Annotated in this window: 16 protein-coding genes and 1 pseudogene; 10 read left to right on the top strand and 7 right to left on the bottom strand. The window is 65.3% G+C overall.

The annotated features are described in order from the left end of the window. Positions 1–4 precede the first annotated feature (4 nt). Together nagZ and MJ122_RS00520 are read left to right on the top strand one after the other, a co-directional pair. Positions 5–1,003 carry a beta-N-acetylhexosaminidase gene (gene nagZ, locus MJ122_RS00525; protein ID WP_017519278.1) on the top strand — a complete coding sequence of 333 codons (999 nt, stop codon included), beginning with the start codon at positions 5–7 and terminating at the stop codon, positions 1,001–1,003. Positions 1,004–1,012: 9 nt separating this feature from the next. Continuing rightward, on the top strand, positions 1,013–1,750 hold the full coding sequence (locus MJ122_RS00520) for an S-methyl-5'-thioinosine phosphorylase (RefSeq protein ID WP_088416910.1): 738 nt from the start codon (positions 1,013–1,015) through the stop codon (positions 1,748–1,750). Between the two features lie 316 nt (positions 1,751–2,066). Here MJ122_RS00520 and MJ122_RS00515 read toward each other — a convergent pair whose 3' ends face one another. From MJ122_RS00515 to mfd, 3 genes are read right to left on the bottom strand one after another with little or no spacing between them, the layout of a single operon-like run. Continuing rightward, positions 2,067–5,345, bottom strand: coding sequence for a DEAD/DEAH box helicase (locus tag MJ122_RS00515; RefSeq protein ID WP_239741742.1), 3,279 nt, complete (start codon positions 5,343–5,345; stop codon positions 2,067–2,069). Positions 5,346–5,369: 24 nt separating this feature from the next. Next, entirely contained in the window at positions 5,370–6,029 is a 660-nt protein-coding gene (locus MJ122_RS00510; protein WP_239741741.1) for a CsiV family protein, read from the bottom strand. 11 nt (positions 6,030–6,040) lie between these two features. After that, positions 6,041–9,505, bottom strand: a complete 3,465-nt coding sequence (gene mfd, locus MJ122_RS00505) for a transcription-repair coupling factor (protein ID WP_239741739.1) — start codon at positions 9,503–9,505, stop codon at positions 6,041–6,043. Positions 9,506–9,645: 140 nt separating this feature from the next. On the opposite strand from mfd, the gene MJ122_RS00500 reads away from it, so the two are divergent. The 4 genes and pseudogenes from MJ122_RS00500 to sthA all read left to right on the top strand — a co-directional run bounded on the left by MJ122_RS00500 (position 9,646) and on the right by sthA (position 15,365). Further along, positions 9,646–11,112, top strand: a complete 1,467-nt coding sequence (locus MJ122_RS00500) for a glyceraldehyde-3-phosphate dehydrogenase (protein WP_088416914.1) — start codon at positions 9,646–9,648, stop codon at positions 11,110–11,112. Positions 11,113–11,221: 109 nt separating this feature from the next. Continuing rightward, positions 11,222–12,580 (top strand): annotated as a pseudogene (locus MJ122_RS00495) (amino acid permease); the annotation flags it as partial. Between the two features lie 160 nt (positions 12,581–12,740). Beyond that, positions 12,741–13,760 carry an FAD:protein FMN transferase gene (locus MJ122_RS00490; protein ID WP_239741737.1) on the top strand — a complete coding sequence of 340 codons (1,020 nt, stop codon included), beginning with the start codon at positions 12,741–12,743 and terminating at the stop codon, positions 13,758–13,760. A gap of 210 nt (positions 13,761–13,970) precedes the next feature. Continuing rightward, a complete protein-coding gene (gene sthA, locus MJ122_RS00485; RefSeq protein ID WP_045211662.1) occupies positions 13,971–15,365 on the top strand; it encodes a Si-specific NAD(P)(+) transhydrogenase in 1,395 nt (464 codons plus the stop codon). Between the two features lie 42 nt (positions 15,366–15,407). Here sthA and MJ122_RS00480 read toward each other — a convergent pair whose 3' ends face one another. The 3 genes from MJ122_RS00480 to MJ122_RS00470 are packed head-to-tail and all read right to left on the bottom strand — an operon-like array spanning position 15,408 to position 17,031. Beyond that, positions 15,408–16,130, bottom strand: a complete 723-nt coding sequence (locus MJ122_RS00480) for a glycerophosphodiester phosphodiesterase (protein WP_017519270.1) — start codon at positions 16,128–16,130, stop codon at positions 15,408–15,410. Further along, a complete protein-coding gene (locus MJ122_RS00475; RefSeq protein ID WP_239741734.1) occupies positions 16,127–16,441 on the bottom strand; it encodes a phosphodiesterase in 315 nt (104 codons plus the stop codon). Before MJ122_RS00475 ends, MJ122_RS00480 begins: the two co-directional genes overlap by 4 nt. Before the next feature lie 14 nt (positions 16,442–16,455). Further along, on the bottom strand, positions 16,456–17,031 hold the full coding sequence (locus MJ122_RS00470; protein ID WP_088416918.1) for a PilZ domain-containing protein: 576 nt from the start codon (positions 17,029–17,031) through the stop codon (positions 16,456–16,458). A gap of 124 nt (positions 17,032–17,155) precedes the next feature. Between MJ122_RS00470 and MJ122_RS00465 the strand changes: the two genes are divergently transcribed. Genes MJ122_RS00465 through MJ122_RS00455 form a run of 3 tightly spaced genes read left to right on the top strand, consistent with a single transcriptional unit; the run spans position 17,156 to position 20,359 of the window. Further along, positions 17,156–18,409, top strand: a complete 1,254-nt coding sequence (locus MJ122_RS00465) for a lipoprotein-releasing ABC transporter permease subunit (RefSeq protein ID WP_017519267.1) — start codon at positions 17,156–17,158, stop codon at positions 18,407–18,409. After that, entirely contained in the window at positions 18,402–19,100 is a 699-nt protein-coding gene (gene lolD, locus MJ122_RS00460; RefSeq protein ID WP_017519266.1) for a lipoprotein-releasing ABC transporter ATP-binding protein LolD, read from the top strand. The genes MJ122_RS00465 and lolD overlap by 8 nt, the downstream gene beginning before the upstream one ends. A gap of 11 nt (positions 19,101–19,111) precedes the next feature. Beyond that, a complete protein-coding gene (locus MJ122_RS00455) occupies positions 19,112–20,359 on the top strand; it encodes a lipoprotein-releasing ABC transporter permease subunit (RefSeq protein WP_239741732.1) in 1,248 nt (415 codons plus the stop codon). A gap of 46 nt (positions 20,360–20,405) precedes the next feature. On the opposite strand, the gene MJ122_RS00450 is transcribed toward MJ122_RS00455, so the two are convergent. Then, a complete protein-coding gene (locus tag MJ122_RS00450) occupies positions 20,406–20,936 on the bottom strand; it encodes a DUF2062 domain-containing protein (protein ID WP_088416920.1) in 531 nt (176 codons plus the stop codon). Positions 20,937–21,088: 152 nt separating this feature from the next. Here MJ122_RS00450 and MJ122_RS00445 point away from each other — a divergent pair, with 152 nt between their 5' ends. Then, positions 21,089–23,299, top strand: a complete 2,211-nt coding sequence (locus tag MJ122_RS00445; RefSeq protein WP_239742776.1) for a DNA internalization-related competence protein ComEC/Rec2 — start codon at positions 21,089–21,091, stop codon at positions 23,297–23,299. The last annotated feature ends 38 nt before the right edge of the window (positions 23,300–23,337 follow it).

Genomic DNA, 23,337 nt, shown 5'->3' with positions numbered 1-23,337 from the left:
GCACATGCAAGGCTCCCTGATGCTCGACATCGGCGGCACCTGGCTGACCGCCGAGGACCGCCAGATCCTGCGCCACCCTGAAGTCGGTGGCCTGATCATCTTCGCCCGCAACATCGAATCGCCGCGCCAGGTGCGCGAGCTGATGACCTCCATCCGCGCGGTGCGTCCCGATCTGCTGCTGGCGGTGGACCAGGAAGGCGGTCGCGTACAACGCCTGCGCCAGGGTTTCCTGCGTCTGCCGGCGATGCGCGCCATCGCTGACAATGCCAATGCCGAGCGGCTGGCCGAGCAGTGTGGCTGGCTGATGGCAACCGAAGTGCTGGCGGTTGGGCTCGACCTGAGCTTCGCCCCGGTGCTGGATCTGGATCATCAACGCAGCGCCGTAGTTGGCAGCCGCGCTTTCGAAGGCAATCCGGAGCGTGCCGTCACACTGGCGGGCGCGTTCATCCGCGGCATGCGCGCCGCCGGCATGGCTTCCACTGGCAAACATTTCCCCGGCCACGGCTGGGCGGAAGTCGATTCCCATGTCGGCATTCCGGAGGACGAGCGCACGCTGGAGCAGATCCGGGCGGTGGACCTGGTGCCGTTCCAGCGCTTGTCCGGCGAACTGGACGCGCTGATGCCCGCCCATGTGATCTACCCGCAGGTCGATCCGAACCCCGCCGGCTTCTCTCGCCGCTGGTTGCAGGACATCCTGCGCGGCGAACTGGGCTTCGACGGCGTGATCTTCAGTGATGACCTGTCCATGGCCGGTGCCCACGTGGTCGGGGATGCCGCCAACCGCATCGAGGCCGCACTGAGCGCCGGCTGCGACATGGGCCTGGTGTGCAACGACCGCGCCTCCGCCGAGCTGGCCCTGGGCGCCCTGCAGCGCCTGAAGGTCACGGCGCCGCAGCGCCTGCAGCGCATGCGCGCCAAGGCCTGGCCGGGCACCGAATACAAGCAGCTGCCGCGCTGGCAGCAAGCCGTCGGCGAACTGCGCGCCGCTCAACTGATCGACTAAGGATTTGCCATGACTGTCTACGCCATCATCGGCGGCACCGGCCTGACCCAGCTCGAAGGGTTGACCCTGAAGGACGCCATCGAGCTGGATACGCCTTACGGCGCGCCTTCGGCGGCCATCCAGCGCGGCGAGTTCGCCGGCCGCGAGGTGCTCTTCCTTGCCCGTCACGGCCATCCGCATCGCTTCCCGCCGCACCAGGTGAACTATCGCGCCAACCTCTGGGCGCTGAAGCAGGCCGGGGCCGAAGCCATCCTGGCGGTGAACGCGGTGGGTGGCATCCACGCGGCCATGGGGAGCGGCCATCTCTGTGTGCCGCACCAGATCGTGGATTACACCTGGGGCCGCGAGCACACCTATTTCGCCGGTGACATCGAGCAGGTCACTCACATCGACTTCAGCCATCCCTATGACGAGGCGCTGCGGGTCAAGCTGATCGCCGCCCTGCAGGGGCTGGGCTATGCGTACAGCAGTCATGGCGTCTATGCCGCGACCCAGGGGCCGCGTCTGGAAACCGTGGCGGAAGTCGCCAAGCTGGAACGCGACGGTTGCGACATCATCGGCATGACCGGTATGCCCGAGGCCGCGCTGGCCCGCGAGCTGGATCTGCCTTACGCCTGTCTGTCGCTGGTGGTGAACCCGGCGGCAGGCAAGTCCAGCGGCATCATCACCATGGCTGAGATCGAGCAGGCGCTCCACGAAGGTATCGGCAAGGTGCGCGAGGTGCTGGGGCGCGTGTTGGTGAGCTGAATACGCTTCGAGTGGTCAGCCTCCCGCACCTGAGGAACGATTCCCGTAGGCGCAACTGCCTTTGACTGAAGCTCAGTACCGGCGATTTCCCTCTCCCTAACCCGTCCCTGCAGGGAGAGGGGCAGGCTTAAACCGCAGTTTGAGCCGGCTCGGATGGCTCTCTCTCCCTTCGGAGCGGGGGGGACGCGGTCAGGGCAGGGCAGAGCGCACGCCCGGAGCGATATTCGGGACGCTGTCCGCGCCTTTCAATCCAGCGGCGTGCCGTACGGATCGCGGATGTCCGTTCCTAAAAGATCAAGAGCTCGTTATCCCGCCTCTACGGTTTCGGCAGCGGCGCGAAGAGTGCGTCGATATCACTTTCCTGCAGTTGCAGGCCGCTGTCCTTGCCTTCTTCCAGTACACCGGCGGCCAGCGCGGCCTTGCGTGCCTGCAGTTGCTGAATTTTCTCTTCCAGGGTGCCGTGGGCGATCAGCTTGTAGACGAACACAGGCTTGTCCTGGCCGATGCGGTACGCGCGGTCGGTGGCCTGCTGTTCGACGGCTGGATTCCACCAGGGATCGTAGTGGATAACCGTGTCCGCGGCGGTGAGGTTCAGGCCGGTGCCGCCAGCCTTCAGGCTGATCAGGAACAGCGGTACGCGCCCTTGCTGGAAGTCTTCCACAGGCTGGCGTCGGTTGCGGGTTTCGCCAGTGAGCAGGGCATAGGGAATGTTGCGCGCCTGCAGCTCGGCCTGGATCAGATCCAGCATCGAGGTGAATTGAGAGAACAGGAGCACGCGTCGGCCTTCTGCCAGCAGTTCATCGAGCATCTCGAGCAAGGCGTTCAGCTTGCCTGATCCGGTTGGCAGGCTTTCCTGCAGGAGGCGCGGATCGCAACAGACCTGGCGCAGTTTGAGCAGCGCTTCGAGTACGACGATGTGGGCGCTGGCCAGTCCCTTGCGGTGGATTTCCTCGCGGACCTTGGTGTCCATCGCCAGGCGCACCGTCTCGTAGAGGTCGCGCTGGGTGTCGCTGAGCTCCACCCAGTGGGTGATTTCGCTCTTGGGTGGCAGCTCGCTGGCGACCTGGTCTTTGCGGCGGCGCAGGAGGAAGGGTTTGATCCGTGCGTTCAGGTGGGCCAGGCGGCGCTCGTTTCCGGCCTTTTCGATCGGGTGGCGGTACAGGCGGGCAAAGCTGCGCTCATCACCCAGCCAGCCGGGCAGAACGAGGTTGAACAAGGACCACAGCTCGCCCAGGTGATTTTCCAGCGGTGTGCCCGTCAGGCACAGGCGTTGCCGGGCGTCGAGGCGGCTGGCGGCCCTGGCAGCCTTGCTGCGGGCGTTCTTGAGGTATTGCGCTTCGTCGAACACCACCAGGTGCAGCGGCTGCCGGGCCAGTGTCTCGATATCCCGCGCCAGCAGGGTGTAGGTGGTCAGAAGCAGGTCGTACTGTTCGAGATTGGCGAGCGCCTTGTGCCGACCGCTGCCGTGGAGGGTGAGCAGCCGCAGTTGCGGGGCGAAGCGCGCCGCCTCGTCCTGCCAATTGGCTACCAGGCTGGTGGGCATCACGGCCAGGGCTGGGGCATCCAGGCGCCCGGCGTGCTTTTCCGTGAGGATGTGGGCCAGTACCTGCAGCGTCTTGCCCAGCCCCATGTCATCGCCGAGGATGCCGCCAAGCTCCAGTTCGCGCAGTGACTGCATCCAGCCGAGGCCTTGCGCTTGATAGGGGCGCAACTGCGCCTGCAGCCCCTTGGGCGCGGCGCAAGGCAATTGGTGATGGTCGCGCAGGCGCCGGGCGAAGTTCAGCAGGCGTTCGCCGCCTTGCCAGTGCAGTGGCTGTTCGTCGAGCTGGGCCAACAGGCTGGCGTCGGCGAAGGAAATCCGCAGCCGGGCCTGGTCATGCTGCAGGTTGCTCAGCAGCAAGCCCTCCAGCAATTGGAGCACGGTGCGCACCCTCGCCAGCGGCAGGCTTACGGTCAATGGCTTGCCATCTGCCTGGCGCTTAGCCTCGAGGCGGACGGGCAGCTCCCCGTCGCCACTTGTCTGGTACAGAGCGGGCGGCGGTGTCCGGATCAGCTCCAGAAGCGGTTGCAGCAGGCTGACCTGTTGCCCATCGACCACTATCCCCAGTTCCAGGTCGAACCACGAGTGGCCGGGCTGCTCATCGATCTGGGCATACCAGTCTTCGACGTCGCTGAAGTCGAAGGGGAAGTCTTCGTCGATCTCGACCAGCCAACCCTGGGCGCGAAGCTGCGGTATCTGCCGGACAATGGCGGCCCATTGCGCGTCGTCGGCTGGCCGATAGCATTCGCAGCGGTCTGCCAGCGTGCCGGGCGTGGCGAGTTTGTCGAGTTTCTTCAGGCCCAGCTTCTGCAGCGTCTTGCGCAGCACCTGCTCCGCCTTGGGTTGCCGCTCGATGGCGACGAAGGTGCCGTCTTCCAGATAGCGAATTGGCTGGCCGCTGCGCACAGGGCCATGGGCCTGCTGCTTGCCATAAGTGAAGACCAGGCAGGCCTGGTGCTGGTCTTTGTCGCCGTAGATCCTGTTGCGCACGGTGTTCAGGCGCAGGTGCGGCACGGGCTGGATCTCCAGTTGGCGCTCCTGACCGGCGACGGGTAGCGGTGCCTGGGGCGCCAGGGCTTTCAGTTGCAGGCTGAAGAGCGTGGCCTCCTGCGGAGGGATCGCCGGGGCGCTCGCCAGGTAACAGGCCAGGGCCTCGGGCAGTCCGTGGTTCAGGGGACCGGCGCGCAAGCGTTGTCGATCAACGTACCAGGGCGGGGTCAGCTGGGTCAGCAGCTGCGGCTTGGGGTCTGCATCGGTCTGCCAGCCAACGACGAAGTGCCCGTCGTCACGGGTGTGCCAGGCGAGCCGGGCGGGCAGTTCCGCACCAGGTTGCAGCTGGCTGGAAGGGTTTTCGAGCTCCAGGAACAACTGCCCGCTGCGCAGGATCAACTCCAGCAGGTCGCTGCCATCCTGGCCCAGCAGCGTCACCTCATTGTGTTGCGGCTGTACGCCGGCCACGCCGAGCGCGCGAAGCAGGATGCGCTGGTCCGGCTCGGCGACACCTCGGCCCAGCGCGAGGGCAATGGAGGCGATGCGCGGATACCCCAGCAGATGGCCGCCTTCATCGCGCTGCGCGGTATGAATGAATATCCGGCCACCCTTGGTCAGCCGGTAATACAGCGGGCCACTGTAGGGTCGCCGGGTTTCCGGCGGTGCCTTGAGCGCTGCGGGCGCCTGTTTCAGCCAGGTCTGCAGCGCCGGCGACAAGCTGCTTGCGGGTGATCGGACGGGCAACGCGTCGGGCTTGGTTGGGATGTCCGCCGTGGCCGCCTGTCGGTCCAGCAGGTGCAGTAATACGGCGACGCAATGCTTGCAGTCGAAGCCGACCGGGCAATCGCACTGGCAGTCGAGGGTGTCGCCACTTCTGGAAAAGCTGATCCGCTGGCGATAGCGTTTGCTGTCAGACCCACGGCACAGCCCTTCGAGCGAACGTTCGGTCAGGCGTAGAACGCTTGCCCGGTCTTCCCGGGCATAGGTCTCGCCGCGTACCAGGGTGATTGCCGGGAACAGGCGACGCCAGGGAATACGCTGCAGATGCTCGGCGAACGGGACCATGGCGAGCGTTTATCAGAGAGCGTTCTACTGTGCGGGCTGCGCCGGCGGCGGGGCGTCGAAACCACCGTCTGCCGGGGCGGCCGGGGCTGGCTGCTGCGACGCATCCGGGCCGGTGGGCGCTTCGTCTTCCATGCCGGGCGGCGGCGCGGAAGCAGGCTTGGCGTTGAGCGGAGTCACCTTGATCAGCATGCCCAGGCTCGGATGGTCGAGGTAGGTGAGCACGCTGTTCTTCAGGCTGGCCTCCTGGACCATGTGCTGGCTGGCGGCAAGCAGGCCATCCTGGCCGAACTGGTTGATCCAGAAGTCGGTCTGGGTGTTCACGAAGCGTTGCTGGCTGAGGGTGACGGTGCCTTCCACCGGGAAGTGGCCGTCACGCTTGTCGCCTTCACTCAGGGAAACCCGCACCGGGTTGGCATCGATTTCCTGACGCCAGGCCTTGTGCATCAGGACCTGGAAGCCTTCGTTCTGCTTGAGCTTGGCCACCTGGGCGTCCATGGCAGTGGGGCGCGAACTGTCGGGCCCGGGCGGTTGTGCGCCCTTGGCCCAGTCGTCCGGGGCGGGGCGGCTGGCGAACACGGGGTCGCCGGACTGCTGGAAGAGAATCAGCTCCACCTGGTAGGGCTCGGCGAAGGCGGCGGGCGACAGAAGCGCCAGCGACAGCAGCAAGGGTTGGAACAGGCGCATGCACAGGGTCCTTAGTGAGTCTGTGGCGTGAGGCGCTCAAGGAGAGCCTCCAGCGTGTTGAACCGTTCTTCCGGGCGCTCCATGGGCACCTGGAACTTGAAGAGGGTGGCCCCTTCGAATTTGTACCGATTGGGTTGGCTCTGGATCATCTTGATCAGCACCAGCGGGTCGACGCAGGTATCGGCGGCGAATTCTACCCGGCCTCCCTGCGGGCCGGCATCTACCTTCACGATCCCGAGCTTTTCTGCCTGCAGTTTCAGCAAAGTCAGACGAATCAGGTTCTTCGCCGGGTCAGGCAGCAGGCCGAAGCGGTCGATCATTTCCACCTGCAGCTCGCGCAGGCCGTCTTCGTCGGCGGCATTGGCGATGCGCTTGTAGAGAATCAGGCGGGCGTGGACGTCCGGCAGGTAATCCTCGGGGATCAGTGCCGGCACGCGCAGATTGATGTCCGGACCCCCGCCCAGCGGCTGTTCCAGATTCGGCTGCTCGCCCTTGCGGATGGCCTTCACCGCGCGTTCGAGCATTTCCATGTAGAGGGTGAAGCCCACCGCCTGGATCTGCCCGCTCTGGCCGTCGCCGAGCAGTTCGCCGGCACCGCGGATTTCCAGGTCATGGGTCGCCAGCACGAAGCCGGCGCCCAGGTCCTGGGCGTTGGCGATGGCTTCCAAACGCTTCTCGGCGTCCGGGGTCATCTGCTTGCGCGGCGGAGTGAGCAGGTAGGCGTAGGCCTGGTGGTGGCTGCGGCCGACGCGGCCGCGCAGCTGGTGCAGCTGGGCCAGGCCGAACTTGTCGGCGCGCTCGATGAGGATGGTGTTGGCGCTGGGCACGTCGATGCCGGTCTCGATGATGGTCGAGGCCACCAGCACGTTGAAGCGCTTGTGGTAGAAGTCGCTCATCACCCGTTCCAGGTCGCGCTCGTTCATCTGCCCGTGGCCAATGCCGATGCGCGCCTCGGGAACCAGTTCCGCCAGGTCGCGGGCGCACTTCTCGATGGTCTTCACTTCGTTGTGCAGGAAGTACACCTGGCCGCCGCGCAGCAGTTCGCGCAGCAGGGCTTCCTTGATCACCGACTTCTGCTCTTCCATGACGAAGGTGCGCACGGAGAGACGACGCGCCGGCGGCGTGGCGATGATCGACAGGTCGCGCATGCCGGCCACCGCCATGTTGAGCGTGCGCGGGATAGGCGTGGCGGTGAGGGTGAGGATGTCCACCTCGCTGCGCAGCGCCTTGAGCTGCTCCTTCTGGCGCACGCCGAAGCGGTGTTCCTCGTCGATGATGACCAGGCCCAGGTTCTTGAACCTGACGTCGTCCTGCAGCAGCTTGTGGGTGCCGATGACGATGTCGACCTTGCCTTCGGCCAGCTGCGCCACGGCGCCTTCGACTTCCTTGGCGGACTTGAAACGGCTCATCACCTCGACGCTCACCGGCCAGTCGGCGAAGCGGTCGCGGAAGCTGTTGTAGTGCTGCTGGGCGAGAAGGGTGGTCGGCACCAGCACGGCGACCTGCTTGCCGCTGTGCACCGCGACGAAGGCGGCGCGCATGGCGACTTCGGTCTTGCCGAAGCCCACGTCGCCGCAGACCAGGCGGTCCATCGGCTTTTCCGAGAGCATGTCGGCTACCACCGCTTCGATGGCAGTCTGCTGGTCCGGGGTTTCCTCGAAAGGGAAGCCGGCGGAGAAGGTGGCGTAGTCGACCTGCGGGTCTTTGAACGCGTAGCCCTTGCGCGCGGCGCGGCGGGCGTAGATATCGAGCAGCTCGGCGGCGACGTCGCGGACCTGTTCGGCGGCCTTGCGCTTGGCTTTCTGCCAGGTCTCCGAACCCAACTTGTGCAGCGGTGCGAGGGCGTCGTCGCTGCCGGTATAGCGGGCGATCAGGTGCAGGTTGGCCACCGGCACGTAGAGCTTGGCTTCGTCGGCGTATTCCAGGGCGAGGAATTCGGCGTTCTGGCCGTCGATTTCCAGGGTGATCAGGCCCATGTAGCGGCCGACACCGTGGTCGATGTGGACTACCGGCGCGCCTTCGCGCAGCTCGGTGAGGTTCTTGATGACGTTCTCGCCGCCATCGCGGGTCTTCTCGCGGCGCCGGCGCTGCATGACACGCTGGCCGAACAGCGGGCTTTCGGCCACCAGGGCGATGCCCGGCTGGCCCTTGTCGCCGTTCAGCAGCAGGCCTTCGTCCATCGGTGCGATGGTGATCGCCAGGCGGTCCCTGTGGTCCAGGAAACCCGGCCAGCCCTCGACTTCCACCGGGCGCAGCTTCAGCCGCGCCAGCAGCTCAAGCAGTACCTCGCGGCGGCCGGCGGACTCGGCGGTGAAGAGGATGCGGCCGTCGAACTGCTCGATGAACTGGCGCAGGCGCGCCAGCGGTTCGCTGGCCTTGGCCTCGATGGCCAGTTCCGGCAGCGCTTCGGCGGGGAAGCGTTCGCGGCCGACACCGGACTCGATCGGCTCGGGACTGACCACCACGCGCGGCCAGTTCTTCAGGCGGGCGAAGCAGTCTTCCACCGGCAGGAAGACTTCGGCCGGCGGCAGCAGCGGGCGTTCCGGGTCGTAGCGGCGATCTTCGTAGCGGTTGCGCACGTCCGTCCAGAACTGCTCGGCGGCGGTCTCGATGCCCGGCAGGGAGAACACCTGGGTGTCCTGCGGCAGGTAGTCGAACAGCGTCGAAGTCTCGCCCTCTTCGAAGAACAGGGGGATGTAGTACTCGATACCGGCGGGTGTCAGGCCACTGGCGAGGTCCTGATAGATCGGGCAACGGCGGTAGTCGACATCGAAACGCTCGCGGAAGCGACCACGGAAACCCGTCACCGCTTCCTTGCGCAGCGGGAACTCGCGCGCCGGCAGCAGGCGGATGCTCTCCACCTTGTCGATGGAACGCTGGGTTTCCGGATCAAACGTACGAAGGGTCTCGATTTCGTCGTCGAACAGGTCGATGCGGTAGGGCAGTTCGCTGCCCATAGGGAACAGGTCGATCAGCGCGCCGCGCACGGCGAATTCGCCGTGTTCGTAGACGGTGTCCACGCAGCGGTAGCCGGCGGCCTCGAAGCGGCTGCGCATCTGCTCGACGTCGAGTTTCTGGCCGACGTCCAGTACCAGGCTGCTGCCGAGCAGGAACTTGGCCGGCGCCAGCCGGTGCAGGGCGGTGGTGATCGGCACCACCAGCACGCCGCGGCGCAGTTCGGGCAGTTGATACAGGGTGGCGACGCGCTGGGAGATGATGTCCTGGTGCGGCGAGAACACGTCGTAGGGCAGGGTTTCCCAGTCGGGCAGCTGCAGCACCGGCAGGTCCGGCGCGAAGAAGCGCAGCTCCTGTTCCAGGCGCTCGGCGCTCTGGCTGTCGGCGGTCAGCAACAGCGTGAAACGCTTCGCCGGCCCAGCCGCTTCGGCGATGGCCAGGCTCAGGGCGGCTCCAGGGAGGTTGCCCCAGGATTGCTTGCCGGCCGCGGTCGGCAAGGTAGGAATACGTAATACGGACACGGGCAGTCGTGGCTCCGGTCGAGGAATTTGACCCATCGGATTGTAACTATCCCGATTGACGGATGTCAGTCATACGACCGCTGCGGATTGCCGGCGATTGTTCGCGCCGTCATAATGTAGCCCCTTTTTTCTTCTCCTACATGTGGAAGGTATTGCCCGTGACCCAGAAGCCCGACCAGTGTCTCGGTGAGTGGATCGATCGTGAAGCCCTCGCGGAAGCCATGATTCCGCTGATCGGTCAGCTGTACCGTAACAACAACGTGGTGACCTCGATCTACGGCCGTGGCCTGATCAACCGTTCGGTGATCGCGATCCTCAAAGCGCACCGCTTCGCCCGTCACCGCCTGGCCGAAGAAGGCGGGCTGTCGGTTCACGACACTTTCCCGATCCTCAAGGCGATGAGCGAACTCAAGCTGGGCGCTGCCTCGGTAGACCTGGGCAAGATGGTTGCCAAGTTCAAGACCGAAGGTAATGGCCGCAGCATCGAGCAGTTCACCAAGGACGAGCTGGCCGACGTGGTCGGCAAGCAGAACGGCGGCGCCCGCGAAGGCACCGACGTCGTCCTGTACGGCTTCGGTCGCATCGGCCGCCTGCTGGCGCGCATCCTCATCGAGAAGACCGGTGGTGGCGACGGCCTGCGCCTGCGCGCCATCGTCGTCCGCAAGGGCGCCGACAACGATCTGGTCAAGCGCGCCAGCCTGCTGCGCCGCGACTCCGTGCACGGTCCGTTCGATGGCACCATCACCATCGATGAAGAGCACAACACCATCACTGCCAACGGCAACCTGATCCAGGTGATCTACTCCAACGACCCGGCGTCGATCGACTACACCCAGTACGGCATCAAGAAAGCCCTGCTGGTCGACAACACTGGCAAGTGGCGTGACGCCGAAGGCCTGGGCCAGCACCTGAAGTGCCCGGGTATCGATCGCGTGATCCTGACCGCTCCGGGCAAGGGTGCGCTGAAGAACGTCGTGCATGGCATCAACCATGGCGACATCACCGCTGACGACAAGATCGTTTCCGCCGCTTCCTGCACCACCAACGCCATCGTGCCGGTGCTGAAGGCGGTCAACGACCAGTACGGCATCGTCAACGGCCACGTCGAAACCGTTCACTCGTTCACCAACGACCAGAACCTGATCGACAACTTCCACAAGGGCAGCCGTCGTGGCCGCGCCGCGCCGCTGAACATGGTGATCACCGAGACTGGCGCCGCTACCGCTGCCGCCAAGGCTCTGCCGGTTCTGAAAGGCAAGCTGACCGGCAACGCCATCCGCGTTCCGACGCCGAACGTCTCCATGGCCATCCTGAACCTGAACCTGGAAAAGGCCACCAACCGCGAAGAGATCAACGAGTACCTGCGCCAGATGGCCATGCACTCGGACCTGCAGAAGCAGATCGACTTCGTGTCGTCCCAGGAAGTGGTTTCCACCGACTTCGTCGGCTCCCGCCATGCGGGCGTCGTCGATGCCGAGGCGACCATCGCCAACGATAACCGCGTCGTCCTGTACGTGTGGTACGACAACGAGTTCGGCTACAGCTGCCAGGTCGTCCGCGTGATGGAAGACATGGCTGGCGTGAACCCGCCGGCTTTCCCGCGCTGATTCAGGCGGATCAGGAAAACGGGAGCTCTCGGGCTCCCGTTTTTCGTTAGTGGCACCCCCATAAAACATCAATAAAATCTGCCAATTCCCGAACCTGGAAAGACTTCAAATGGATGGACAACATCTGCATGAAGGCGAGCTGAAGCGCGGCCTGAAGAACCGCCATATCCAGCTGATCGCCCTCGGCGGCGCCATCGGTACCGGCCTGTTCCTGGGCTCTGCCGGCGTCCTGCAATCCGCCGGCCCGTCGATGATCCTCGGCTATGCCATCGGCGGCTTCATCGCCTTCCTGATCATGCGCCAGCTGGGCGAGATGATCGTCGAGGAGCCCGTCGCCGGCTCCTTCAGCCATTTCGCGCACAAGTACTGGGGCGGTTTCGCCGGCTTCATGTCCGGCTGGAACTACTGGGTGCTGTACATCCTGGTGGGCATGTCGGAGCTGACCGCGGTCGGCAAGTACATCCAGTTCTGGTGGCCGGATTTCCCGACCTGGGCGACGGCAGCGGTGTTCTTCGTCCTGATCAACGCCATCAACCTGTTCAACGTGAAGGCTTTCGGCGAGACCGAGTTCTGGTTCGCGATCATCAAGGTCGTTGCCATCATCGGCATGATCCTGCTTGGCGTCTGGCTGCTGGTCAGCGGTGCCGGCGGTCCGCAGGCCTCGGTGAGCAACCTGTGGACCCATGGCGGCTTCTTCCCCAATGGCTGGAAGGGGCTGATCATGGTCCTGGCGATCATCATGTTCTCCTTCGGCGGCCTGGAACTGGTCGGTATCACCGCCGCCGAAGCCGCCGAGCCGAAGAAGGTGATCCCCAAGGCGATCAACCAGGTCATCTACCGGATCCTGATCTTCTACATCGGCGCCCTGGCCGTTCTGCTCTCGCTGTACCCCTGGGATGCCCTGCTGCAGAGCATCAACAGCGCCGGCGATCCCTACAGCGGCAGCCCGTTCGTGAAGGTCTTCTCGTTGCTGGGCAGCGAGTATGCGGCGCACATCCTGAACTTCGTGGTGCTCACCGCCGCGCTGTCGGTCTACAACAGCTGCGTGTACTGCAACAGCCGCATGCTCTTCGGTCTGGCCGAACAGGGCGATGCGCCGCGTGCCTTCGCCAAGGTCGATGACCGTGGCGTGCCGCTGCTGGCCATCGGTGTCTCGGCCTTCATTACCCTGGCCTGCGTGGTGGTCAACTACGTGATCCCGCACCAGGCGCTGGAGCTGCTGATGTCGCTGGTGGTCGCCGCGCTGGTGATCAACTGGGCGATGATCAGCCTGGCCCATATGAAGTTCCGCAAGGCCATGTCGGCCAAAGGTGTGCAGCCGTTCTTCCGCGCGCTGTGGTACCCCTACGGCAATTGGCTGTGCCTGGCCTTCGTGGTCTTCATCCTCGGCATCATGCTGCAGATTCCGGGCATCGACGTGTCGGTGTATGCAATCCCGGTGTGGATCGTGCTGATGGGCGTGTGCTACCTGTTCAAGCGCAAGTCCCCGGCCAAGACCAACGCCTGAGCCGGTTGAAAAACGGGAGCCTCGGCTCCCGTTTTCTTTTGGTAATGCACCTTTGCCAGAGCGGAAACAGTGGCGCCGGGTGCTTGCGGTAGAATGCCCGGCGCCGCGTACAGGGCGGCTGATGGAGAGACCCGTGACCCGTGCAAGCCTGTTGATCGTGCTGGTTCTGGCAGCCCTGAGCGGCTGCGGGCAATCCGTCGAGCGCTTCGGCGGGCCGACCATGGGCAGCAGCTATACGGTGCAGTTCGTGCCGGCCGGCAAGTCGCCGGACGCTGCGAAGCTCAAGGCCGAGGTCGACACGATTCTGGCAAGCCTGGACGAGCAGTTCTCCACCTATCGCGCCGACTCCGTGGTGTCCCGCTTCAACGCCTTGCCAGCCGGCGCCTGCTTGGGCTTGCCGGCGGACATGCTGACGCTCTGGCGCTACGGCGAACAGCTCTCGCAACAGAGCGGCGGCGCCTTCGACCTTACCGTCGAGCCGCTGATGAACCTCTGGGGCTTTGGTCCGCAATCACGCAGTGAGAGGGTGCCCGAGGCCGCCGCGCTGGAGCGCGAGCGCGCCCGCGTCGGTCATCAGCATCTGCGTCTGAACGGTGATCAGTTGTGCAAGGAGGTCGACGCGCAGCTGGATTTCGACAGCGTCGTCGCCGGCTACGCAGTGGACCGGGTCAGTGCGCGGCTGGCCGAGCTGGGCCTGACCGATTACCTGGTGGAGATCACCGGGGAGCTGAAAGCCGTGGGCCACAAACCTGACGGCAAGCCGTGGCGCATCGCGCTGGAGGTGCCCAGCAGCGAGCGCGAGCGGCAGGTGGAGCGTTCGGTGGCGCTGGACGGCATCGGCCTGTCCACCTCCGGCGACTACCGTAACTATTTCGAGGAAGGTGGGCAGCGCTATTCGCACACCTTCGACCCGCGCACCGGAACGCCCGTCCGGCATGCGCTGGCTTCAGTGACCGTGGCCGATGCGCAGGCCCTGCATGCAGATGGTCTGTCGACCCTGCTGATGGTGCTGGGGCCGGAGGAGGGCTATACCTTTGCCGAGCGCAATGGGCTGGCGGCGTTCTTTATCGTGCGCCAAGGCGAGGGTTTCGTGACCCGCGCGACGACGCGCTTCGAAGCGCTGTTTCCGTCGCCTGAATGAAAGCTTCGGCGGGCATGATGGCACTCGCAACGGTGGCAACGGCATGTAGTGGCGGCAAAATTCGCCTACCTGCCGACCAAGCGCTAATGTGCAGCCTTTTGCCGCAGGGCTAAGCTGCGCCAATGATTTCGATCCGCCTCGGTGCATGTGGTGCCGGGGTTCTGCCGGGAGCGCCAAGCGAGCGCCCCGGCCTGTTCTGAAGGAGTACGCATGGCTGTCTACAACTACGACGTGGTGATTCTCGGCACGGGCCCGGCAGGCGAGGGGGCAGCGATGAACGCCTCCAAGTACGGGCGCAAGCTGGCGGTGGTGGACAGCCGTCGCGTGGTCGGCGGCAACTGCACGCACCTGGGTACCATCCCGTCCAAGGCGCTGCGTCACTCGGTGAAGCAGATCATCGAGTTCAACACCAACCCGATGTTCCGCCAGATCGGCGAGCCGCGTTGGTTCTCCTTCCCGGACGTGCTGAAAAGCGCCGAGCGGGTGATCTCCAAGCAGGTCTCCTCGCGCACCGGCTACTACGCGCGCAACCGCATCGACATGTTCAACGGCACCGCCAGTTTCGTCGATGAGCGCACCGTTGAAGTCGTCACCCCCAGCGGCGCCGTGGAGCGCCTGGTGGCCGACCAGTTCGTCATCGCCACCGGCTCGCGCCCCTATCGCCCCTCGGACATCAACTTCAACCACCCGCGAGTCTACGACAGCGACACCATCCTCTCCCTGAGCCACACCCCGCGCCGCCTGATCATCTACGGAGCCGGCGTGATCGGCTGCGAGTACGCCTCGATCTTCAGTGGCCTGGGCGTGCTGGTGGACCTGATCGACACCCGCGACCAGCTGCTGAGCTTCCTCGACGACGAAATCTCCGATGCGTTGAGCTACCACCTGCGCAACAACAACGTGCTGATCCGTCACAACGAGGAGTACGAGCGCGTGGAAGGCCTGGACAACGGGGTGATCCTGCACCTGAAATCGGGCAAGAAGATCAAGGCCGACGCCCTGCTGTGGTGCAATGGCCGCACCGGCAACACCGACCGCCTGGGCCTGGAGAACATCGGCATCAAGGTCAACAGCCGTGGCCAGATCGAGACGGATGAGAACTACCGGACCTCGGTGTCGAACATCTACGCCGCGGGTGACGTGATCGGCTGGCCGAGCCTGGCCAGCGCCGCCTACGACCAGGGCCGTTCGGCCGCCGGCAACATTGTCGAGCATGATGGCTGGCGCTTCGTGAACGACGTGCCGACCGGCATCTACACCATTCCGGAGATCAGCTCCATCGGCAAGAACGAGCAGGAACTGACCGTGGCGAAGATTCCCTACGAAGTGGGCAAGGCCTTCTTCAAGGGCATGGCCCGCGCGCAGATCTCCAACGAGCCGGTGGGCATGCTGAAGATCCTGTTCCACCGCGATACCCTGGAAATCCTCGGGGTGCACTGCTTCGGCGACCAGGCCTCGGAGATCGTCCACATCGGTCAGGCGATCATGAACCAGCCGGGCGAGCTGAACACCCTGAAGTACTTCGTCAACACCACCTTCAACTATCCGACCATGGCCGAAGCCTACCGCGTAGCGGCGTTCGACGGCCTGAACCGGATTTTTTGAAATACCCCGACCGGCGGCCTGAGCCGGTCGGGGGGAACCTGCTCAGCGATTCCCGATCGTGGCAGTGGCCAAACCGGGAAAGTCTGTGATCAGGCTATCCACGCCAAAATCGGCGAGCCGGCGCATCAGCGCCGGCTCGTTGACCGTCCACACAGACACATGCAGCCCCTGCTTCTGCGCTTTCAGCAAGCGTTCCGGGGTGCACAACATCCAGTTCAGCGCCAGCAGGTCACAGCCGTAATGCGCGGCGACCTTCAATGGGTCGAGCCAGGCGTATTCCGCCACCAGCCCGCGCGACAGTTCCGGCGCCAGCTCCTCCAGTGCGCGCAGCACGGTGCGCGAACTCGAGGTCACGGTGATCCGGTCGCGCAGGCCGAAACGGCCCACCAATTGGTGGATCGCTTGCACCGTGCGGCTGGCACGGTCCTTCGATGCGCTTTTCACCTCCAACTGCCAGTGCTCGAACTCGCAGCGCTCGAACAGCTCCGCCAGGCGCGGGATGGGGCAGGGGCGCACCCAGCCCGGACCGCCGTCGCGGGCGTCCATGCTCACCAGGTCGTCCGCCAGTTGCTCGGAGACCTTGCCGCGCCGGCCGGTGGTGCGCTTGAGCGTCGGGTCGTGAATCACCATCAGCTCGCCATCGCGGGACAGGTGCAGGTCCAGTTCACAGCGTTTCACGCCATGTTCCAGGCAGCGCAGGAAGCTGTTCAGGGTGTTTTCCGGTGCTTCGCCTTTGGCGCCGCGATGGCCATAGATCAGAGTCACTGGGGCTCCTTGGGAGTCGGTGAGAGGTCTTTGAGGTATTGCGAGCGGTGCTGGCGGACGGCATCGACCAGCACCCCGCTTTCGAAATAGACGCTGAATTCGCGGTAGTCCCAGCGCGAGATAGGCGGTTTGCCCACCGCCGGGTGCTCTTCGTCCGGCAGGCCAAAGCGCTCCAGCACGGCCTTCTGGCTCTCGCCTCGGGCCGGCAGCACGATGTGCGGGTCGCCCTGGGCGCCCACGGGTATCTCGATGGTATCCGCCAGCAGTGGCAGCGGGGTGACAAGGCTCAACAGGAGCAGCAGATGGCGCATGGATTTCCCTGGGGTCATTCTTCGCGGGCCTTGGCCTGCCGGCGTTCCAATGCCTGGCGCTGGAGGATGTGGCGGGCCAGCAACTGGCGGGGGGCATCGCCGAGCATCTCGAATTCGGTGCCGATCTCGTAGTCGCCCTCGGTCTGCTGCTGGCAGTGGGTGACCTTGGCACGCAGCAGCAGGCCCAGGCCGTGGGGCAGCAGGACGATCTTCAGCGCCAGGTCCTGGCCGACAGGCAGTGGCTGCGCATCGCGGAAATCGATGCCGCCTTCGGACAGCGTCACCTTGCGCGCCGGGCCGATCTCGCTGAGCAGGCTCTGGGTCAGGGCCTGGGCGATCAGGTCGATGCGCTTGTTCATTACCTTCAGGTAGCTGGCCAGCGGGCGGTCGCGCTCATTGATATGGCGCAGCAGGTGTTGCGACTCGAAGTCGGTCAGGTGCAGGTCGCTGAGCAGATTGAACAGCGCGGAATCATCCTGAAGCACTTCTTGCGACTGGATTTCGTCCTCGCGCAGCGGGCGAAATTCCAATGCGAGCGTGTCTTCAATACGATAGTATTCGCGGCGGTCATCCGCGTCTGGAGTGGACATGGCGAACCCACGGCGGCAGTGATGGTCTGAGTGTAAAGCCGCCTGCCGAGCCTCGCCACACGGAAGTCGCACGCCAGATGGAACTGACGCCCGACGCACTCTTCACCTTCTCATTCGGCCCCACATGTTCAGACCCCTTTCCGTCTACATCGGAACGCGCTACACACGCGCCAAACGCCGCAGCCACTTCGTTTCCTTCATCTCGCTCACCTCCATGATCGGCCTCGCGCTGGGCGTGGTGGTGATGATCGTGGTGCTCTCGGTGATGAACGGCTTCGACCACGAGATGCGCACCCGCGTGCTGGGCATGGTGCCCCACGCCACGGTCGAGTCCTACCAGCCCATCTCCGACTGGCAGGGCATCGCCGGGCAGATCAAGACCCAGCACCCCAACGTGCTGGAGGTCGCACCCTTCATCCAGATGCAGGGCCTTCTCAGCGCCGGCGGCACGGTGCAGAAGGTGCTGATCAACGCCGTGGACCCGAACGAGGAGAGCAAGGTCTCGATCATCGACCAGTTCTTCCAGGAGGGCTCGCTCTCGAGCCTCAAGCCTGGCGAGTTCGGCATCCTGATCGGCGACAAGGCGGCGAAGAACCTCGGCGTGAAGCTGGGCGACAAGGTCACCTTCATCGCCCCGGAAGTCTCGGTCACCCCGGCCGGCATGTTCCCGCGCATGAAACGCTTTACCGTGGTCGGTACCTTCCACGTCGGCGCCGGTGAGCTGGACGGCTACGTCGCCATGGTCCACATCGACGACGCCGCGCGCATGCGCCGTCTCAAGGAAGGCCAGGTCGAAGGGCTGCGCCTGAAGCTCGACGATCTGTTCCAGGCGCCGCGTACCGCCTGGGAAATCGCCCGCACCCTGAAGGGCAACGACTATTTTGCCCGCGACTGGACCCGCAGCCACGGCAACCTGTACCAGGCGATCCGCATGGAAAAATCCATGATCGGCCTGTTGCTGCTGCTGATTGTTGCGGTCGCCGCGTTCAACATCATTTCCACCCTGGTCATGGTCGTCACCGACAAGAAGGCCGACATCGCCATCCTGCGCACCCTGGGCGCCACACCGGGGCAGATCATGGCGACTTTCATGGTGCAGGGCACGGTGATCGGCGTGATCGGCACCTTCATCGGCGGCGTGCTGGGCATCCTCGCGGCGCTCAATGTCAGCTCCGCCATCGCCCTGCTGGAGCGCCTGCTGGGCCACAAATTCCTCAACGCGGACGTCTATTTCATCGATTACCTGCCTTCGCAGCTGATGAGCGAGGACGTGATCCTGGTGTGCAGCGCCGCGCTGATCCTGAGTTTCTTCGCCACCCTGTATCCGGCCTGGCGTGCGGCCCGCACCCAGCCCGCGGAGGCCCTGCGTTATGAGTAAGCCGACACCCAACGACCAGGCCGTCCTGAGCTGCCGCGACCTCGGCAAGCGCTACGAGGAAGGCCCGCAATCGGTCGAGGTGCTCTCCGGCGTGCAGCTGGAGCTGCTGCCCGGCGAGCGCGTCGCCATCGTCGGTAGCTCCGGCTCGGGCAAGAGCACCCTGCTGAACATGCTCGGCGGCCTCGACACCCCCAGCACCGGCAGCGTCTGGCTGGCCGGTGAGCAGCTGTCGGCGCTGAACGAGAAGCAGCGCGGCCTGCTGCGCAACCGCGCGCTGGGCTTCGTCTACCAGTTCCACCACCTGCTGCCCGAGTTCACCGCCCTGGAGAACGTCTGCATGCCGCTGCTGATCGGCAAGACGCCGATCCCCGAGGCGCGTCAGCGCGCCACTGCGCTGCTGGAGCGCGTGGGGCTGGGCCATCGCCTGAGCCACAAGCCGTCCGAGCTGTCCGGTGGTGAGCGCCAGCGCGTGGCCATTGCCCGCGCCCTGGTCAACACGCCGAAGCTGGTACTGCTCGACGAGCCCACCGGCAACCTCGACCAGCACACTGCCCACGGTATCCAGGAGCTGATGCTGGAACTGTCGCAGTCCCTGCGTACCGCCTTCCTGGTGGTGACCCACGACACCCACCTGGCCCAGCAGATGGACCGTGTGCTGCGCCTGGAGGAGGGCCGGCTGGTCGCCGCCTGAGGGATAACGGAATGTTCAGACCCCTGTCCGTCTTCATCGGCACCCGCTACACCCGTGCCAAGCGACGCAACCATTACATCTCGTTCATCTCCCTGACCTCGATGATCGGCCTTGCCCTGGGCGTGCTGGCGATGATCGTGGTGCTCTCGGTAATGAATGGCTTCCAGAAGGAAATGCGCTCGCGCATCCTCGGCATGGTCCCCCATGCCGTGCTGCAGAAAACCAGCGGCCCGCTGGACGACTGGCAGCGCGTCGCCGGGGTAGCGAAGCAGAACCCGAAGATCGTCGGCGCGGTGCCCTACACCGAAGTCGATGGCATGCTCTCCTACAAGGGCATGATGCAGCCCATCGAGGTCGATGGCGTCGATCCGGCGCTGGAAACCCAGGTGTCGATCATCGGCCAGCACATGGTTCGCGGCAGCCTCGATGACCTCAAGGCCACCGAGTTCGGCGTGGTCATCGGTGAGATCACCGCGCGGCGTTTCCACGTCAACGTCGGTGACAGCCTGCTGCTGATCGTTCCCGAGCCGAGCACCGCGCCTGGCGGCATTACCCCGCGCATGCAACGCCTGAACGTGGTCGGCGTCTTTAAGGTCGGCGCCGAACTGGACAGCACGCTGGCCCTGATCCATGTCGACGACGCGGCGAGCCTGATGCGCTGGCAGCCTGGCCAGGTGCAGAGCGTGCGCATCGCCCTGAAGGACCTGTTCCAGGCGCCGGACGTCGGTGCCGCCATCGCCAGGCAACTCGGCGAAGGCTACCGCTCGGTGGACTGGACCCATACCCAGGGCAGCCTGTTCAGTGCGATGAAGATGGAAAAGACCATGATCGGCCTGCTGTTGCTGCTGATCGTCGCGGTCGCCGCCTTCAACATCATCGCCACCCTGATCATGGTCGTGGCCGACAAGCGCGCGGACATCGCCATCCTGCGTACCCTGGGCGCCACGCCGAAGCAGATCATGGCGATCTTCATGGTGCAGGGTACGGTGATCGGTCTGATCGGCACCGTCATCGGCTGCGTGCTGGGCGTGCTGGCGGCATACAACGTCACCGCCATCGTTTCGACCCTGGAGCGCGTCGCCGGCACCCACGTGTTCAACTCGGACATCTACTTCATCAACTACCTGCCGTCCGATCCGCAGATCAGCGATATCGTGCTGATCTGCGTCGCGGCGCTGTCGATGAGTTTCCTCGCCACGCTTTACCCGGCCTGGCGCGCGGCCTCGACCCAGCCGGCGGAATCGCTGCGTTACGAGTGATTCACCGGGCCATGAAAAAGCCGCCCCGAGGGGCGGCTTTTTCGTTTCAGAGACCTTGCTGCAGGTTGCGTAGCGCCCGGCGACGCCGCCAGCTGCGGCCGATCCACCAGCGCCAGTAACCCTCGGTGAGCAGGTAACCCAGGATGCCCACCAGGATCCCGCAGATCACCGAGCCCAGCAGGAACGGCTGCCAGAGCAACGACAACTCGCCGCTGATCCATTCCCAGGTCAGGTGGTCGGGAAGCGCGCGCGCCGGAATGCCCATGACCCAGGCGCCCATCTTGTAGGTGCAGTAGAACACCGGCGGCATGGTGATCGGGTTGGTCAGCCAGACCAGCCCCACTGAGATCGGCAGGTTGGCCCGCACCCACACCGCCAGCGAGGCGGCCAGCAGCATCTGCAGCGGGATCGGGATGAAGGCGGCGAACAGCCCCATGCCCATGGCGCGGGACACGGAGCGGCGATTCAGGTGCCAGAGGTTGGGCGACTGGATCAGCGGTCCGAGAAAGCGCAGGCCCTTGTGGTTCCTGATGCTCTCCGGATCCGGCATGTAGCGCTTGAAGATTCGGCGCGGCATGGAGGAAATCTCTGGCAGACGGACGACGCACCATTATGCCTAGCTAGGTGACAGTCATTCGTTGCCAACTATGTCCGTGTGTAACTGCCGACGCTCAAACGGATCGGCGGTTGGACCGGAGGCCAGGAGTCGCTCCGTTGCCTCGTACAGGGATGTTCGCGCTGGCCCTGGGTTTGCTGGCGCTGCGCTGGATGCCGGCGCTTCCACCTGGCTGGTTTTTGCTGGTTCTCGCGTTGTCCGCGTTGCCTCTGTTACTGACTCGCGGCTACTTCATCGGCCTGTTTCTGCTCGGTTTCGCCTGGGCCTGCCTGTCGGCGCAGTGGGCGCTGGATGACCGCCTGGCGCCGGAGCTGGACGGCCGCACGCTATGGCTGGAGGGCAGGGTGGAGGGCCTGCCGGATCGCTCCGGACCCTCGGTGCGCTTCCTGCTCGCCGACGTCTCCAGCCCCCGTGCGAAGGTCCCTGCCACGCTGCGCCTGTCCTGGTTTGGTGGGCCGCCGGTGGAAGGCGGCGAACGCTGGCGATTGGCGGTGAAACTCAAGCGTCCCCACGGCATGGCCAATGGCGCAGGGTTCGATTACGAGGCCTGGCTCACCGCCCAGCGTATCGGTGCCACCGGCAGCATAAAGGACGGTCAGCGTCTGGAGGTCGCGAGTGGCCCCGGCGCCTGGCGCGAGGCTTGGCGACAGCGATTGCTGGCGGTCGACGCCCACGGCCGCTCAGGTGCACTGGCCGCGCTGGTGCTGGGTGATGCCTCCGGGCTGACCACGGCGGACTGGCAGGTCCTGCAGGACACCGGCACCCTGCACCTGATGGTGATCTCCGGCTCGCACATCTCGCTGCTGGCCGGCCTGCTCTATGCGTTGGTCGCCGGGCTGGCCCGTTTCGGCTGCTGGCCGGTGCGCCTGCCGTGGCTGCCCTGTGCCTGTCTGCTGGCCGCCGCCGGCGCCTGGGCGTACAGCCTGATGGCGGGGTTCGACGTGCCGCTGCAGCGCGCCTGCGTCATGGTGTCCATTGTCCTGTTATGGCGCCTGCGCTATCGCCATCGAGGCCTGTGGGCGCCCTTGCTCGGTGCCTTGCTGGCGGTGCTGGTGGTCGAACCGCTGGTGGTGCTGTTGCCGGGCTTCTGGCTGTCCTATGCGGCGGTGGCGTTGTTGATCTTCGGGTTCTCGGGGCGGCTGGGGCGCTGGAACGGCTGGCGGACCTGGCTGCGCGCGCAATGGCTGATGGCAGTCGGGTTGCTGCCGGCATCCATCGCCCTGGGGTTGCCGCTGAGCGTTTCCGGCGTGGTCGCCAACCTGATCGCGGTGCCCTGGGTGGAATTGATCGTGGTGCCGTTGGCCCTGCTGGGGAGCCTGGCGCTTGGGCTTCCCTGGCTGGGCGAGGCGCTGCTCTGGGTATCGGGCGGTCTGCTGGAGCTGCTGTTCCGCCTGCTGGGCTGGATGGCTGAGCTGGCGCCGGCCTGGCAGCCGGTAGCGGCGCCGACCTGGACGGTAGCATTGGCGATGCTGGGGGCGCTCCTGTTGCTTGCTCCGGCTGGCGTGCCCTTACGGTCGTTGGGGCTGGCGATGTTCCTGCCGGTGTTCTGCCCGACGGTCCTGCTGCCCGCGCCCGGCATGGCTGAGATCCGCGTACTGGACGTGGGGCAGGGGCTTTCGGTGCTGATCCGCACTCGCAGCCAGGTCTGGCTCTACGACACCGGGGCGCGCAATGGCGATTTCGACATCGGCGAGCGCGTCGTCGTGCCGACGCTGCGCAGCCTGGGGATTGGTCGCCTGGACATGCTGATGCTCAGCCATGCGGACAACGACCATGCCGGCGGCGCCATGGCGGTGAAGCGCTCGCTGCGGCCAGTGCAAGTCATCAGTGGCGAGCCGGAGCGACTGGCGCCCGAATTGCAAGCACAGCCCTGCCGGATCGAAGAGTGGCAGATTGATGGCGTTCGCCTTGCCAGCTGGGCATGGGCAAGTGCCAGGGAAAGCAACGACCGCTCCTGCGCGCTGGAAATCGAAGCCAACGGCGAGCGAATCCTGCTCACCGGCGACCTGCCGCAGCCCGCCGAGCTGGCCTGGCTGGCGGCACATCCGGACGAGCACATCGACTGGTTGCTGGCCGGGCACCATGGCAGCCGCAGCTCCTCCGGTCCGGCTTTCCTGCGGGCGATCGGGCCGTCGACGGCCATCATCTCCCGCGGCGCCAACAACCCTTATGGCCATCCGCACCCGTCGGTCGTCGAGCGCTTCCGCGCGCTGGGCATCCGGATTCAGGATACGGCGGAGCAGGGCGCGCTGAGCCTGACGCTCGGTGCCCATGGCGAGGTCCGGGGAGTGCGGGAAGGTGCACATTTCTGGCAGGAAAATTGACCCTCGGGCGGTCGGCTCGCCACGGCCCCTGTGCTAGA

Source organism: Pseudomonas sp. DP-17, assembly GCF_022380625.1.
Lineage (GTDB): Bacteria > Pseudomonadota > Gammaproteobacteria > Pseudomonadales > Pseudomonadaceae > Pseudomonas > Pseudomonas nitroreducens_A.
The sequence above is the reverse complement of the archived record's forward strand: the minus strand, read 5'-3'. Positions and strand labels throughout refer to the sequence as shown.